15 protein-coding genes are annotated in these 13,240 nt (G+C 53.1%); 6 read left to right on the top strand and 9 right to left on the bottom strand.

The genetic code is table 11. The features are described from left to right. Nucleotides 1–28 precede the first annotated feature (28 nt). Together ACP9M6_RS02390 and ACP9M6_RS02385 are read left to right on the top strand one after the other, a co-directional pair. On the top strand, nt 29–676 hold the full coding sequence (locus ACP9M6_RS02390) for an endonuclease III domain-containing protein (RefSeq protein WP_427453114.1): 648 nt from the start codon (nt 29–31) through the stop codon (nt 674–676). A gap of 54 nt (nt 677–730) precedes the next feature. Next, entirely contained in the window at nt 731–1,897 is a 1,167-nt protein-coding gene (locus tag ACP9M6_RS02385; protein ID WP_427453113.1) for a saccharopine dehydrogenase family protein, read from the top strand. Nucleotides 1,898–1,955: 58 nt separating this feature from the next. Here ACP9M6_RS02385 and ACP9M6_RS02380 read toward each other — a convergent pair whose 3' ends face one another. Next, nucleotides 1,956–2,360 (bottom strand): hypothetical protein, encoded by a 405-nt coding sequence (locus ACP9M6_RS02380; RefSeq protein ID WP_427453112.1) that lies wholly within the window; start codon nt 2,358–2,360, stop codon nt 1,956–1,958. Nucleotides 2,361–2,449: 89 nt separating this feature from the next. Between ACP9M6_RS02380 and ACP9M6_RS02375 the strand changes: the two genes are divergently transcribed. Further along, the gene (locus ACP9M6_RS02375) at nt 2,450–3,448 is read left to right on the top strand and encodes a LysR family transcriptional regulator (RefSeq protein WP_427453111.1); all 999 of its coding nucleotides are present in this window, start codon (nt 2,450–2,452) and stop codon (nt 3,446–3,448) included. A 9-nt stretch (nt 3,449–3,457) separates the two neighbouring features. After that, nucleotides 3,458–4,222 (top strand): bifunctional demethylmenaquinone methyltransferase/2-methoxy-6-polyprenyl-1,4-benzoquinol methylase UbiE, encoded by a 765-nt coding sequence (ubiE, locus tag ACP9M6_RS02370; protein ID WP_427453109.1) that lies wholly within the window; start codon nt 3,458–3,460, stop codon nt 4,220–4,222. 194 nt (nt 4,223–4,416) lie between these two features. Here ubiE and ACP9M6_RS02365 read toward each other — a convergent pair whose 3' ends face one another. The 7 genes from ACP9M6_RS02365 to truB all read right to left on the bottom strand — a co-directional run bounded on the left by ACP9M6_RS02365 (nt 4,417) and on the right by truB (nt 11,379). Further along, a complete protein-coding gene (locus ACP9M6_RS02365) occupies nt 4,417–4,752 on the bottom strand; it encodes a DUF6481 family protein (protein ID WP_427453107.1) in 336 nt (111 codons plus the stop codon). Nucleotides 4,753–4,968: 216 nt separating this feature from the next. Further along, nucleotides 4,969–5,553 (bottom strand): hypothetical protein, encoded by a 585-nt coding sequence (locus tag ACP9M6_RS02360; protein WP_427453105.1) that lies wholly within the window; start codon nt 5,551–5,553, stop codon nt 4,969–4,971. After that, nucleotides 5,550–6,749 carry a M48 family metallopeptidase gene (locus tag ACP9M6_RS02355; RefSeq protein WP_427453103.1) on the bottom strand — a complete coding sequence of 400 codons (1,200 nt, stop codon included), beginning with the start codon at nt 6,747–6,749 and terminating at the stop codon, nt 5,550–5,552. Before ACP9M6_RS02355 ends, ACP9M6_RS02360 begins: the two co-directional genes overlap by 4 nt. Continuing rightward, nucleotides 6,749–7,489: a hypothetical protein gene (locus ACP9M6_RS02350; RefSeq protein WP_427453101.1), complete on the bottom strand. Its 741-nt coding sequence runs from the start codon at nt 7,487–7,489 to the stop codon at nt 6,749–6,751. The genes ACP9M6_RS02355 and ACP9M6_RS02350 overlap by 1 nt, the downstream gene beginning before the upstream one ends. A gap of 260 nt (nt 7,490–7,749) precedes the next feature. Beyond that, complete coding sequence (pnp, locus tag ACP9M6_RS02345; protein ID WP_427453100.1) at nt 7,750–9,936, bottom strand: polyribonucleotide nucleotidyltransferase; 2,187 nt, start codon at nt 9,934–9,936, stop codon at nt 7,750–7,752. A gap of 245 nt (nt 9,937–10,181) precedes the next feature. Next, nucleotides 10,182–10,451, bottom strand: coding sequence for a 30S ribosomal protein S15 (gene rpsO, locus ACP9M6_RS02340; protein ID WP_427453098.1), 270 nt, complete (start codon nt 10,449–10,451; stop codon nt 10,182–10,184). Nucleotides 10,452–10,464: 13 nt separating this feature from the next. After that, on the bottom strand, nt 10,465–11,379 hold the full coding sequence (gene truB / locus ACP9M6_RS02335) for a tRNA pseudouridine(55) synthase TruB (protein WP_427453096.1): 915 nt from the start codon (nt 11,377–11,379) through the stop codon (nt 10,465–10,467). 107 nt (nt 11,380–11,486) lie between these two features. Between truB and ACP9M6_RS02330 the strand changes: the two genes are divergently transcribed. Then, nucleotides 11,487–11,909: a PEGA domain-containing protein gene (locus tag ACP9M6_RS02330; protein WP_427453094.1), complete on the top strand. Its 423-nt coding sequence runs from the start codon at nt 11,487–11,489 to the stop codon at nt 11,907–11,909. Nucleotides 11,910–11,988: 79 nt separating this feature from the next. Here ACP9M6_RS02330 and rbfA read toward each other — a convergent pair whose 3' ends face one another. Then, on the bottom strand, nt 11,989–12,372 hold the full coding sequence (gene rbfA / locus ACP9M6_RS02325; RefSeq protein WP_427453093.1) for a 30S ribosome-binding factor RbfA: 384 nt from the start codon (nt 12,370–12,372) through the stop codon (nt 11,989–11,991). Nucleotides 12,373–12,530: 158 nt separating this feature from the next. On the opposite strand from rbfA, the gene ACP9M6_RS02320 reads away from it, so the two are divergent. Continuing rightward, the gene (locus ACP9M6_RS02320) at nt 12,531–13,199 is read left to right on the top strand and encodes an OmpW/AlkL family protein (RefSeq protein ID WP_427453091.1); all 669 of its coding nucleotides are present in this window, start codon (nt 12,531–12,533) and stop codon (nt 13,197–13,199) included. The last annotated feature ends 41 nt before the right edge of the window (nt 13,200–13,240 follow it).

Below are 13,240 nucleotides of genomic sequence, written 5' to 3'. Positions count from 1 at the left end.
GACCATGCCAAGGGCCAAAGTCAGACCTATGCCGCTCGAGGATATCGAGACGGCCATTCGTATTCTCTCGGAAATCATGCCGGGCGACTCCCGCAAGTCGCGGGGGCCGAAGCGCGCCAAGAGTCCGTTCCGCTCCTGCGTCTCCTGCATGCTCTCCGCGCAATCGCTGGACCGCAATACGGCGGCGGCAACCACGGCCTTGTTCAAACTCGCGCGGTCGCCCAAAGGGATGTTGAAACTCTCGGATGAGCAGATCGCCACCGCCATTCGTCCGGCGGGTCTTTACAATATGAAGACCCGAAACATCCGAAAGTTTTGCGAACAATTGCTGGAAGATCATGACGGCGTCGTGCCGCAGACGCGTGACGAGTTGCTGAAACTTCACGGTATAGGTCGAAAATGCGCGGACATCGTTGCGCATTTCGTCTTCGGCGAAAAACATATCGCTGTTGATACGCATATCCGCCGCGTCTGTCAGCGGACAGGCATCGCGGTGGGCAAGACGGCGGATCAGGTCGCGGTGTCCCTGGATGCCCGCGCGCCCGACTGGGCCAAGCCGGAAGCACATTTCTGGCTGCTGAATTTTGGCAAACGTATCTGCAAGAGCCGCACACCTGAGTGCACCAGCTGTCCCATCCGGCAGTTTTGTAATTATCCGGACAAGGTGCGGGCTTGAAGCCGGACGCATTTCACAGCATGTTTGACCACAATAACAAGAGAGAGAAAAATTATGAGTGATCGGGAATTTGACATTATCGTTTACGGTGCCTCCGGCTTTACCGGACGGCTCGTTGCGGAATATCTGCAAGCTGAATATGGCGATTCAGATATTAAATGGGCGATGGCTGGACGGAACGCGGAGAAGATCGCCGCTGTCCGAGATGAAATGGGCGTCTCCGACTCAGTCGCGATTGTAACCGCTAATTCTGACAAACCCGAAACACTCGCCGATATGGCGAAGCGGACCAAAGCCATCATCACGACGGTTGGACCTTATCAGCTTTACGGCGAACCGCTTCTGAAAGCCTGTGCCGAAAACGGAACGGATTATGTCGATCTCTGTGGTGAACCCGCTTGGATGAAGGACATGATCGACCGCTGTGACGCAACGGCCAAATCGTCCGGCGCACGGATTGTGCTCTCCTGTGGGTTTGATTCCATTCCCTTCGACCTCGGCGTCTTATTCACGCAGAACCACGCCATTGAGACGCATGGAGGTGTCCTGCCGCGTATTCGATGTCGTGTGCGCGGGATGAAGGGGACCTTCTCCGGCGGGACCGCTGCGAGTTTTGCAGAGACAATGAAGCGCGCACAAAAACAGCCGGAAATTCTCGGCTGGCTGAAGGACCCGTTCTCCCTCTCGCCGGAAGCCGGCGTGGACCAACCCCCCATTCACAAGCCTATCGAAGAAGTTGATCTTGGCTCTTGGGCGACGCCTTTTATTATGGCGAGTATTAATACGAAAAATGTCCATCGCTCAAATGCACTCCTCGGCTATAAATATGGCAAGGACTTTCAATATGGCGAAATGGTCCTGACGGGCCCGGGTGAGAAGGGTGAGGCACTCGCAAAGGGCATGGCCAGCAGCAATGCGTTTGGTGACAACCCGCCAAAACCGGGTGAGGGCCCGTCCAAGGAAGAGCGCGAAAACGGCTCTTATGACGTCATGTTTGTCGGCGCGGCGTCAGATGGTAGTGTAATTATTACCTCTGTCAAAGGTGACAAGGATCCGGGTTATGGCTCGACCTCAAAAATGATCGCCGAGTCAGCCATAGCGCTTGTTAAAGACGTTCAGGGTCCCGGCGGTGTGATGACGCCCGCGCCTGCCATGGGAACGGCGCTGATCAAACGTTTGCAAGACCATGCGGGTCTGACGTTTGCGGTTGAACGCGGTTAGGACATAAAAAAACCCGCGTCCTTTTCAGGCGCGGGTTTCTCAGTTTCGTCCGGGGGACTTATTTCTGGGCGAGCTTGATATTGAGCAGCTCTTTATTAGCCAGCGCCGGTTTGTAATCCGGGCGCAGATCAAGCGCTGTATCGCAAGCTTCCTCGGCTTGCTCCAAATCACCCATCATGGCCCAACTGGCACAAAGATTGGATTGCGCGACGGCGGTCTTGCGTTTGGACATGCTGCCCTTGATGGCCGCACGGTGCAGGGCGATGGCTTTCTCGTAATCACCCTTGCGATAGGCTTTGACGCCGGATTTCACGACACCATCCGTTGTCGTCGCGACTTCAAATTGGCTCGTTGTCTCTGTCTGGTCGGCGGCCATAGCGCTGGCGGGAATGAATGCGATAGAACCGGCTGCCATGATGGACAGAGCGGCGGTGAGGGCGGTTTTTCTGGTTTTCAAAGTCATTTTCGTCTCCTTTAATTGACATTTCCCCCTAGTTTCAATCATTTTCGAATGGAATTGACATTATCAGCAGGGCGGATATACACATCTGTATGAAAAACTGGTCCGATTATCCGATATTTCTCTCTGTGGCGGAGGCAGGCTCTTTAACGGCTGCTGGCAAAGCTTTAGGCATGAGCCAACCGACTGTTGGGCGTCGTATACGGGCCTTAGAAGACCATTTTGGCACGGCCCTTTTAAAGCGCGAAAGCGGTCAGCTTGTCCCGACAAATTTCGGCCAATCTATGCTCGATCATATCCGCAGGATGCAGGAAGAAGCTTCGGCCATTGACCGCTCCTCTGCCACTCTCGAAGATTCGCTGTCCGGTGTTGTCCGCCTGTCCGCGACCGAAGGGCTAGGCACGGGCTGGTTGCCGGGTGTTATGAAAACATTCCGCAATGAACACCCTGACGTGCTGGTCGATATCGGCATCGGATTTCAGAGCTTTAACCTCGCTCAGCGTGAAGCCGATATTGCGCTGCGTTGGCGTAGCCCGGGGGAGCAAAACTCCCTGATCGGGCGCAAGGTGGCGGAAGTCGGTTTCGGTCTCTTCGCCTCTCCGCAATATTTACAGCAAAATGGTGTCCCGCAAACGCTGGAAGATTTGGCGGATCATGATGGCGTCAATGCGCAAATCATGGACGGTAAGTCGCTCTGGCTGATGGATGATGACGGAAACACGATCCATCCGCCCAAGCGCATCACATTTAATACCAATTCCATCTGGGCTTATGATCAGGCGCTGGTCCATGGCTACGGGATCGGTGTCCTTCCCATGTGCGGCGTGATTGGTAAAGACCTCGGCCTCATCCGCGTTCTGCCCGAGGTCGTTCACCTCGAATCTCTCTATCTGGTGGCGCATCAGGACCTTAAACGCAGCCTGCGAATTCGCGCTGTGTTTGACTATCTCGTGGGGGCCTTCCGTCAGGATACGGCCTTCTTCCAGGGTGAAAGCGCAAGCACTTTTAACTGCGATCTCTGTACATCGCCCGGCGTAAAGCTTAGTGCCCCGAAGAGCTTAACCCCGCAGTCTTTACAGGCTGCCGAATAGGATTGCTGCATGTCTGACAAGACGATTGATTTCGGGTTTGAAACCATTCCTGAGGCTGAGAAGGTTGGCCGCGTCAAAGGCGTCTTTGACTCTGTTGCCTCCAATTATGACCTGATGAACGACGCGATGAGTGTTGGGATTCACCGCGTCTGGAAGAATATGACCATGACGCGCCTTAACCCTCAACCGGGTGAGGCTCTCTTGGATGTTGCGGGTGGGACGGGCGATCTTGCAAGGCGTTTTATTCGCGCGGCAGAAGAAGTGCGCCTACGTCGGGGCGGCGCGCCCGCCTCCGCCGTGATCTGCGATATTAATGACCAGATGTTGCTGGCGGGCATTGATCCGGTCAAAGATGCGGGGTTGGATATTACGCGGGTCTGTGGAAATGCGGAATGCCTGCCCTTTGACGATGCGCAATTCGATGTTGTTACGATTGCTTTTGGCATCCGGAACGTGACGGACCGCATGGCCGCGTTACGGGAATTTCGGCGTGTCCTGAAACCGGGTGGTCGCCTCGCCGTGTTGGAGTTTTCAACACCGCCGGCCAATGTTATCCGTGCCTTTTATGATGCTTATTCCTTCGCCGTCATTCCGCGCTTGGGTCAGGTTCTCGCAGGCGATCGCGACAGCTATCAATATCTCGTCGAATCCATTCGCAAATTCCCTAAACAGGAACAATTTGCGGAGATGGTAAAAGACGCAGGCTTCGCGAATGTGAAATATCAGGATTACAGCGCGGGCATCGCGGCGTTGCACACGGGTTGGAAGATATAATGAAGGTTTGTCATTGTCCAACTTGATCGGACAATCCATTCGCATTCAGTTTAACCCATATTATAAACTCTCGTCAGTTGACGAAAGTCGATGCGAATCGATCATCCGGTCAAGCCGGATGATGACAATCTGAATCATGGCCAATAAAAAACGGCCCCGCAGGACCGTGATTTAATTTTGAATTTGATGTGCAGCTAGCGGCGTTTTTTCCGCGCAGCATATTTGGCGTCGCGACGAGCTTTTTGCGCCTTTTTCAGATCTTCCTGCGCTTTCTTCTGGGCTTCAATGGCGAGCTGTTTCTTACGCTCTTCCTCGGCTTTCAGCGCGGCAGCTTCCGCCTCTTTGCGCTTACGCTCTTCGCGGCGCTTCTTCTCACGCTCTTCCCGGGCGGCGTTGCGCTTCGCGCGGGCTTCCATCAGTTTTTCTTTCTCGGCCGGGTCGAGTTCTTTCTCTTTGGCGCGCTTGAGCATGGCGAGTTTCGCCTCTTTTTGCGCCTTCAGACGGTCGTTAAAATTCGTGCCGGGGATCATGTAAAACCTTGGGGTTAGTATCGTGTTGAAGCCGCTATATCGGCGCTAAAGCTTGATAAATCAAGGCCTGCCAACAGGGTTGGCAGGCCTTGATTCGGTCTTGAAATCTCGAAGCGCGGTGGGGCCGATGACCGCATCCGTCCTCAAAAGATTTGCGGGCCTCCCGGCGCCCGCACTATATTATTTATGGTAACACCAACCGTTTCCGGTCAAGGCCTATTCCAAATCAATGGAGGCCATGAGGGTTTCGGCGGCCTGACGGTATTTTTCATAATAGACCATCTCGGCAGCCGTATAGACGAGAACGTTTAAACCCTCATCCGATTCAACCAGAACGGCGTCGCCTTTCATGTTCAGCCCATTGGCATACTTTCCGTTCAGACCCATGCGCGTCCCCGTCTTTCCGTCAACCGGTTCCGAGCGCACATCCGATGTTTCGACATTGGAAAAGCCAATCAGTTCCAGAGACGCGGTCAGAAAGTCGATTTGCTCGAGTGGTGTGCTGCCCGTTGTATAGCGGGGCAGATTTGCGGAGCCGCCGGCCGTGTCGACCATGGCTTTGTCATTCTTGACGGTTACCATATAGACAGCCCCCAGCGGTGTCCCGTCCTGCGTCAGAGCGGATCCACGGGTCGGGTTCAACCCGTTGGGCAGGCGTGTCCAGCTTTCAGACGGTGTGACTTCAAAAGCGGTTTCAGCCTTGAACGGTTGATTGGCCGGAACGGCCGACATGGAGACGCAAGCGGATAAAAGCGCTGTAGCGGCCGCCGCCAGCGCGAGAGATTTAAGTGTATATGTCATGAGGAGCCTTCCGACTTTAGCATAAGTGATTTGATAAGCGCGGCGTCTTTCGCCGCAGGATTTTGATCAAGATAGACCTGGAATGCACGGGATGCCTCGGTATGACGACCAGCCTTGTAAAGGCGGTTCCCGAGTTCGCGATGGGCTTGCGCAGGGGCGTCCGCATTCGATGTGGACGCCTCCAGCAACTCGATCACAGTTTCCGGAGAATATGTCTCCATCAGCTTGCGTGTGAGTTTGTCTTTCTTCAGTCTTTTATTCGACAGGGCGCGATCAATCACTCTGGCCCTGGCATAGAGCAAGGTACCCTCATCGCCGGGCACGGCGTCAAGACGATCCAGAAGATGAAGTGTGGATCCGGCGTCCCGACGGCCAATTTCATCTTCCAACCAAGTAAGAAGATAGGGCCGGATAATTGCACGGTAAGCTTCCCGCTTCTCTGCGGAAGGTTCGGGCAATGGGCCCTCGACACCAACAAGGGTTTTCAGGGTGTCGAGACGCTCCAGACTCGTTGGATGCGTATCAAAAATTGACGATCCGCGTTTACGTACGGCACGAATAGATGAGGCCTTTTTTTCTGCTTCAAGATTATCCCAAAGCCGGATGGCCACCGCTGAGTCATACCCTGTTCCAGGCAAAATTTCTGCGCCGATTTTATCCGCTTCGCTCTCTTGAGAACGTGAGAACGAGGAAATTTCAGCCCCCGCGACGATTAACCCAATAAGGCTATACCCCGTCGCTGCAAATAAGATATTCGCATTGTTGGCCGCAGCAAATCTTTCCTCTACATGCTTTTCGTAATAGTGGCCGAATTCATGACCCAGAACGAGGGCTAATTCATCTTCGGTTTCGGCGCGCAATAACAGACCTGAATAAACACCCATCGTACCATTTGGCATCATGAAGGCATTAAAAACGGGTGCCTGTAGAAGATAGACATTGATTTCTTCCCCAAAATCGCCCGCGCTGGCTTCGGCAATGGTTTGAACATAGCGTTCAAGATTGGGATCAATAATTCTGTCGCCTGAACGTCGAATGGTGTCTTCTGCTTTAGCCGATTCAAGCTCTAACATGGCAGCCGTGCTCGCCTTGTCTGTCGCCTTTTCACCGACTATTCGCTGTCCCTGATCGGTGGTGACGCATCCGCTCAGCAGAAATATTGACGTCAGACCGAGCGTGACGATTGTGTCGCGCATTATTCAGTCTCATCCATGAAAGGGCTTTTATCCATAATGGATGCAATCGTTTTTGTGGCATTGCCAGCATCGCGGGCATCGCCAGCCAAGATACTTCCGGCGACTTTGGAATTCAGCCAGACAATTTCTCCATCATCCAGATTGACGAGGCTGACCAGCGTACCACGGAAATCACTGCCCGCAGGTGTATAACCCGTCAGCGTGCCAATCGCGATTTTTGTCAGGAACGAACCGCCGCTTTCGATTGTCGAGCGATAAGTGAGGAAGGCAGCGTAATCCGCATCTGTGGAGGCCTTGATCGGGGCGATGGCTTCGCCGAGGGAATAGTCCAGTTCTCTCTTACGATCCTTTTTGTGCGGCAATGGACCCAAAAAAGGTGTGTTGCCGATACTGACCGCATGTTGACCCATGGCGACACTGACCTGTTCGTTCAATGCGAGAAGCTGATCCAGCTCTTCTTGACTGATGGTGGCTGTGTCGAACTCCGTCACGCTTTCTCCGGTTGATTCCAGATGCGCCATGATGGCGGCTTTCAGATTGGCCTCGGATTGCTCCGTCCAGTCGACGCGCGTTTCCGTCGTGCCGACCTTGTCGAATTTGACTTCGACATCCGGCTTCATCAGGACGACGGAGACGCTCTCGCGCGTTTCTTCGAAATCCGATGCCATCATAGGCGAAGTGGCGCAGGCGCTTAGACAGGCCATGGCAATCGCCAGACCGATAGTTGATTGTAGCTTCACGGTAAGTCCCTTTTTTTTGTATAATCTCAGGGATTGCAGAACAATCCTACCATGACAAGGTTCCCGGCAAAAACTATTTTAGGTTATTAATGCATGTTAAATTTCGGAATGTTATTACCTGACCCATAAGCGGATTAGTCCATAAAAAAAACCCGCCCTCAAATGAGAGCGGGTTTCTTTCTTTTTATCTAACATAGAGTCCTGACCCGTTACTGGGTCAGCTCATCGCATAAATCGACACTTTAGTGTCGATTTATTGGCTAGTCCTCGCGACGCTTGCGTGGGCGACGACTGCGCTTTGGCTTATCATCTTCTTCAGACGCATCGCCTTCTTCGCGTGGGATTTCGAGACCTGTTTCCTGATCGACGAATTTCATCGATAGGCGGACCTTGCCGCGATCGTCAAAGCCCATCAGCTTGACATAGACTTCTTGACCTTCGGCCAAGAAATCGGACGGGTGGTTCACGCGCTCAGGTTTGATTTGAGACACGTGGACAAGGCCGTCCTTTTTGCCAAAGAAGTTCACGAAGGCGCCAAAATCGACGACCTTCACAACTTTACCTTTATAGATCGCGCCAGCTTCCGGATCGGCCGTCAGGCCGTGGATCCATTCGCGGGCCGCATCGATGGACTTCTTATCCGTGGATGCGATCTTGATTGTGCCGTCATCCTCAACAGAAACGCGGGCGCCTGTTGTGTCGACGATTTCGCGGATGACCTTGCCGCCCGTACCGATGACGTCGCGGATTTTATCAACCGGGATTTTCATCGTTTCGATCCGTGGTGCAAATTCACCGACTTCTTCACGAGACTCGGCGAGACCTTTATTCATCTCGTCCAGAATGTGGAGGCGACCGGCATTGGCTTGTTCCAACGCTGTCGTCATGATCTCTTCAGAGATACCGGCGATTTTGATGTCCATCTGCAAGGACGTGATGCCCTCGGACGTACCGGCCACTTTAAAGTCCATATCGCCCAAGTGATCTTCGTCACCCAAGATATCGGAGAGAACCGCAATACCGGCGTCATCTTTAATGAGGCCCATGGCGATACCGGACACCGGACGACGCAGTGGAACACCCGCATCCATCATGGCGAGGGAACAGCCACAAACTGTCGCCATGGAGGACGACCCGTTGGATTCCATGATCTCGGAGACGAGACGGATGGTGTAAGGGAAATCTTCCGGCGTTGGCAGAACGGCCTGAAGCGCGCGCCAGGCGAGCTTACCATGACCGTGCTCACGACGGGATGTGCCGCCCATACGGCCGGCTTCACCGACAGAATATGGCGGGAAGTTATAGTGCAGGAGGAACTTGTTCTTGATCGTGCCTGTCAGCTGATCGACGAATTGCTCGTCATCAGACGTGCCGAGTGTCGCGACACAGAGGGCCTGTGTTTCACCACGCGTGAAGAGCGCGGAACCATGTGTACGTTCCAGCAATCCAACCTGTGATTCAATCGGGCGAACCTGATCCAGCTTACGACCGTCAATCCGTTTCTTCGTCTTAATGACGGAGGTGCGGACAGTCTCGGATTCGATGGATTTGAACACGTCGGAGAAGACGTTTCCGGCCATGCCGTCCGGATTGTCGTCAGATGCCAGAAGTTCCGCAGAGGCCATGTCGCGAACATCGCGCAGCGCGTCCTGGCGCTCCATCTTGTCCGTTTTCTTATAGGCCGCCTTGATGCCTTTCTCGGCAATCTTCTTCATGGCTTTCTTCTCGGCGGAGTAATCCGGTGTGACGAAATCCCAAGCGGGCTTCGCGGATTCTTCGGCCAATTCGATGATGGCATCGATAACGTCCTGACAGCTCTCATGCGCGAACATGACACCGCCGAGCATTTGCTCCTCGGTCAATTCGTCCGCTTGTGACTCCACCATCATAACGGCGTCTTCTGTGCCTGCCACGACGAGGTCGAGTTCAGACTCTTCCAGCTCTTGCAGGGTTGGGTTCAAAACATAGTCGCCGTCAATGAGGCCGACACGCGCCGCGCCAATCGGGCCCATGAAGGGCACACCGGAAATGGTCAGCGCAGCGGAGGCCGCGATCATGCCAATAATATCCGGCTCATTTTCAAGGTCATGTTGCAGGACCGTGATGACGACCTGAACTTCGTTCTTGAAACCCTTCGGGAAGAGCGGGCGAAGTGGACGGTCTGTCAGGCGGGAGATCAGCGTCTCACGCTCTGTCGGGCGACCTTCACGTTTGAAATATCCACCCGGGATTTTACCCGCGGCATAGAATTTTTCCATGTAATTCACGGTCAGCGGGAAGAAGCTCTGTCCCGGCTTTTCGGATTTCGCGGCACAGACGGTCGCGAGGAGTTTGGTGTCGCCGTAAGTGGCGAAGACTGCGCCATCGGCTTGGCGGGCCATGCCACCGGTTTCGAGGGTCAGCGTGCGGCCGGCCCAATCAATTGAGACTGTTTTCTTATCGAACATACGTAGATTTTCTTTCTTTCATCGTACTTGCTTTGCCATCTGGCAATTTTCCGCCCGCGTTCATTCGTGGTCCGGAAGGGATGCGCATCGTTGCGCCGTGCATTTAACTAACGCACAAGGGGCCGCTTTGTTCAGCGACCTCTGATTTCTTAGATAATTTGGGTGTTGTCGTGGAGCGGCACGCGTAAATCTTTCAGATTTAAGCTGTCGCCCTATCGGTAATTCGCTGACGCGAATGGCCTTTTTTAACGACGCAGACCCAAGCGTTTGATGAGGTCCTGATAACGGCTCTCATCTTTTTTCTTCACATAGGACAACAGGCTGCGACGCTTATTGACCATCAACAAAAGACCCCGACGGGAGTGGTTGTCTTTTTTGTTGGTTTTGAAATGTTCTGTCAGGTTGACAATCCGCTCTGTGAGGATCGCGACCTGGACTTCGGGTGACCCTGTATCGCCGGGTTGCACTGCGTATTCGTTGATCAAAGCGGCTTTGCGCTCGGGTGTGATCGACATCGGATATCTCCGTTTAAGTTATATTAAAAACACGTTTTGGAACTAACGTTCCATCACGCGGCGACAGAAGCGCAATTGGCGTGTCGTTCCATTCCGCCAAAATCAGATCGATGTCGGTGAATGTCTGCGGCGCGACAATAGAGCGTCCGTGTTTCAGATGATTTGCGTCGGTTTCCGTGACGGCCAGCACCGGGATGTCGTCCAGTGCGGTCGAAACGGGATGCAACCCGTCCGAGACGCGCGCGACATCGCACATCTGTTCCAGTTCGTCCAGTGTTATTGACTGCGCCAGCGTGAACGGCCCGACCCGGGTGCGGCGCAGGAGCGTCACATATCCGCAAGCGCCGAGAGAGGCTGCGAGATCGCGCGCAAGGGAGCGGATATAGGTGCCTTTTCCGCAATCGACTTCGAACCGAGCTGTTTCTTTTGTTGTCTCGACCAACTCAAAACGGTCCACGCGGACGGGACGGGATTTGATCTCAACCTTTTCTCCGGCACGGGCCAGATCATAAGCGCGCTTGCCGTCAATTTTTATGGCGGAGAATTTAGGTGGGACTTGCTCAATCTCGCCCGTAAATTCAGGCAGGGCCGCGCGGATATCCGCCTCAGTCGGGCGCACGGCCGATGTCGCGGTCACGTCGCCCTCTGCGTCCTGCGTCGTCCGGCTCTCGCCCCACGTAATTTCGAAAATATAAGACTTCGCGGCGTCCATCATAAAAGGCACGGTCTTCGTCGCCTCGCCCAGTGCAATTGGCAGAATACCACTCGCCAGCGGGTCCAACGTTCCCGCATGTCCGGCTTTTTGTGCCTGAAAGAGCCAGCGAACCTTACCGACCATCGGCGTTGAGCCAATACCGACCGCTTTATCCAGAACAACCCAGCCATGGACAGGGTTGCCTTTTTTTCGTTTTCGTCCGTTCGGGTCCATAGGGTTGCTTCTTTGATAACCGTAATGCTGATCTTATTGTTCCTTGCCGATCAGTGCGACATCGGCAATGTTATGAAATATCACAAAAACTAGGTCTGGAGCTACCAATGAATAATACTAAATTATTTTTAGGATTGGCGGCAACGGTGAGTCTTTCTGCCTGCGTCACTGGGTTAGATACAGTAAAAATGACATCACAACCTTCCGAGGCGCTAGTCGTTTTTGAAGATAGCGCCCAGGAACTGCAGCCCCAAACGTGCAATACCCCTTGTGAGATCAAGCTTAGTGAGTACCGGACCTATAAAACGACGGTGAGTAAAAGCGGTTATGAAGATTACACCGTTATCATTGAACCGCAGGTTTCGACGTCGCTAGAGACCGTTATGGTACCAGGAACAGCGGGAGGTGCGATCATTGGGGCGCAAGTTTCGACACAAAGAGTAACGACCGAGTCTTTGTCTCCTAATGATTTGGATATCATTTTGGTCCCAACAGAGGGGTCATCTGACGGCAAGGACGCAGACGGATAAACGTCTGAGAGCAGGTGTTTTTTTGCAGAGATACAATCTCGGTCTGATATAAGCCGTCTCTGCTTCGCGGAGATTTCTTTTATTTACCTAAATCCTGTTGGATTTTTGGGTCTTTTAGAAGACGGGTCATGGCTTCCGCCGTATCGAAACTCTCATCCTTCATAAAACGAAGACGCGGTGTGGATTTCATTTGCATCTCTTTTCCCAAGCGCCCGCGCAGGAACGATCCACACCGTTGTAGCGCTTTGATGACTTTATCCGCGTCATGATCGGTTCCCAGCGGGCTCGCATAGACGATCGCGTGTTTCAGGTCCGGAGAGGCGCGGACTTCGGAAATTGTCACAGACACACCTTGCAAGTCGGGATCACGCAGATTTTCTTTCGCTAAAATTTCGGCCAGTGCACGACGGATTAATTCACCGGCCTTGAGTTGGCGCTGAGAGGGGGGGCGGTTCTTAGACATAGTCTCCCTTAAAGATTTAATGAGGCGTTTCCAAGTCATTGGCCCAGCTAGGAATCATAATCAAAAAAAGACGATATTTCCTTTTTATATAAAAAAACCTATGCAAAATATAGAAACTTAATAGCCCTCAAATTTCTAATCTCCCGTGTAATTGGGTTATGAAAACGCCTACAGGAGATAAAAATGCGTTCACGTTTATTCATGATGGCCGCCGCAACGACAGCATGATGTCATTGCCGATTGGGCAGGCTTTTGCCTCCGACGTCGAGGACCCTTGGTTAATCCGCCTGCGCGGTTTGGCCGTTGTGCCTGAAGAAGACGGAACGGCCACGCCCATTGGTGGTGATGTCAGTATTGATGATCAAATTGTGCCCGAAATCGACTTTTCATATTTCGTGAAAGAAAATATTGCTTTCGAATTGGTCGTCGCCACGACACCGCATGATAATTCGGTCCAAAACTCCAGTCTTGGAAATGTCAATATTGGTGACGTGTGGCTCTTGCCGCCCACTCTTCTGGCGCAATACCACTTTAGCCCGCGTGCCAATATCCGCCCTTACGTCGGGGCTGGAATTTATTACACATTCTTCCTTGAGCAGGATGTACCGGATGGTCTGACCTCTGTTAATCACGATAATAATTTCGGGTTCGCGCTACAGGCCGGTGTCGATATTCCGGTCAATGAGACCTATTTTGTCAACTTCGATGTAAAGAAGTTATGGCTTGAAACGGATGTCACTGTTGATGCTAGCGGACTGGGTATTTTAACGGCGGAAGCCGATATTGATCCTTGGATTTTCGGTGTAGGCGTCGGCCGCCGATTCTAAACTAATTCGGTAAATTTTGGACACCCCTCCCTTTGTCGTCC

The sequence above is a fragment of the Litorimonas sp. WD9-15 genome, from assembly GCF_050271975.1.
Taxonomy (GTDB): Bacteria; Pseudomonadota; Alphaproteobacteria; order Caulobacterales; family Maricaulaceae; genus Litorimonas.
Note: the sequence above shows the minus strand (reverse complement) of the source record. Positions and strands in the feature narration are given on the sequence as shown.

What these genes read in the sequence shown, in the direction of transcription:
- ACP9M6_RS02360 (WP_427453105.1), bottom strand. Translation starts at nt 5,553, where the DNA reads ATGACATATACACTTAAATCTCTCGCGCTGGCGGCGGCCGCTACAGCG.
- ACP9M6_RS02365 (WP_427453107.1), bottom strand. Translation starts at nt 4,752, where the DNA reads ATGATCCCCGGCACGAATTTTAACGACCGTCTGAAGGCGCAAAAAGAG.
- ACP9M6_RS02320 (WP_427453091.1), top strand. Translation starts at nt 12,531, where the DNA reads ATGAAAACGCCTACAGGAGATAAAAATGCGTTCACGTTTATTCATGAT.
- rbfA (WP_427453093.1), bottom strand. Translation starts at nt 12,372, where the DNA reads ATGTCTAAGAACCGCCCCCCCTCTCAGCGCCAACTCAAGGCCGGTGAA.
- pnp (WP_427453100.1), bottom strand. Translation starts at nt 9,936, where the DNA reads ATGTTCGATAAGAAAACAGTCTCAATTGATTGGGCCGGCCGCACGCTG.
- ubiE (WP_427453109.1), top strand. Translation starts at nt 3,458, where the DNA reads ATGTCTGACAAGACGATTGATTTCGGGTTTGAAACCATTCCTGAGGCT.
- ACP9M6_RS02380 (WP_427453112.1), bottom strand. Translation starts at nt 2,360, where the DNA reads ATGACTTTGAAAACCAGAAAAACCGCCCTCACCGCCGCTCTGTCCATC.
- rpsO (WP_427453098.1), bottom strand. Translation starts at nt 10,451, where the DNA reads ATGTCGATCACACCCGAGCGCAAAGCCGCTTTGATCAACGAATACGCA.
- ACP9M6_RS02390 (WP_427453114.1), top strand. Translation starts at nt 29, where the DNA reads ATGCCGCTCGAGGATATCGAGACGGCCATTCGTATTCTCTCGGAAATC.
- truB (WP_427453096.1), bottom strand. Translation starts at nt 11,379, where the DNA reads ATGGACCCGAACGGACGAAAACGAAAAAAAGGCAACCCTGTCCATGGC.
- ACP9M6_RS02355 (WP_427453103.1), bottom strand. Translation starts at nt 6,749, where the DNA reads ATGCGCGACACAATCGTCACGCTCGGTCTGACGTCAATATTTCTGCTG.
- ACP9M6_RS02330 (WP_427453094.1), top strand. Translation starts at nt 11,487, where the DNA reads ATGAATAATACTAAATTATTTTTAGGATTGGCGGCAACGGTGAGTCTT.
- ACP9M6_RS02375 (WP_427453111.1), top strand. Translation starts at nt 2,450, where the DNA reads ATGAAAAACTGGTCCGATTATCCGATATTTCTCTCTGTGGCGGAGGCA.
- ACP9M6_RS02385 (WP_427453113.1), top strand. Translation starts at nt 731, where the DNA reads ATGAGTGATCGGGAATTTGACATTATCGTTTACGGTGCCTCCGGCTTT.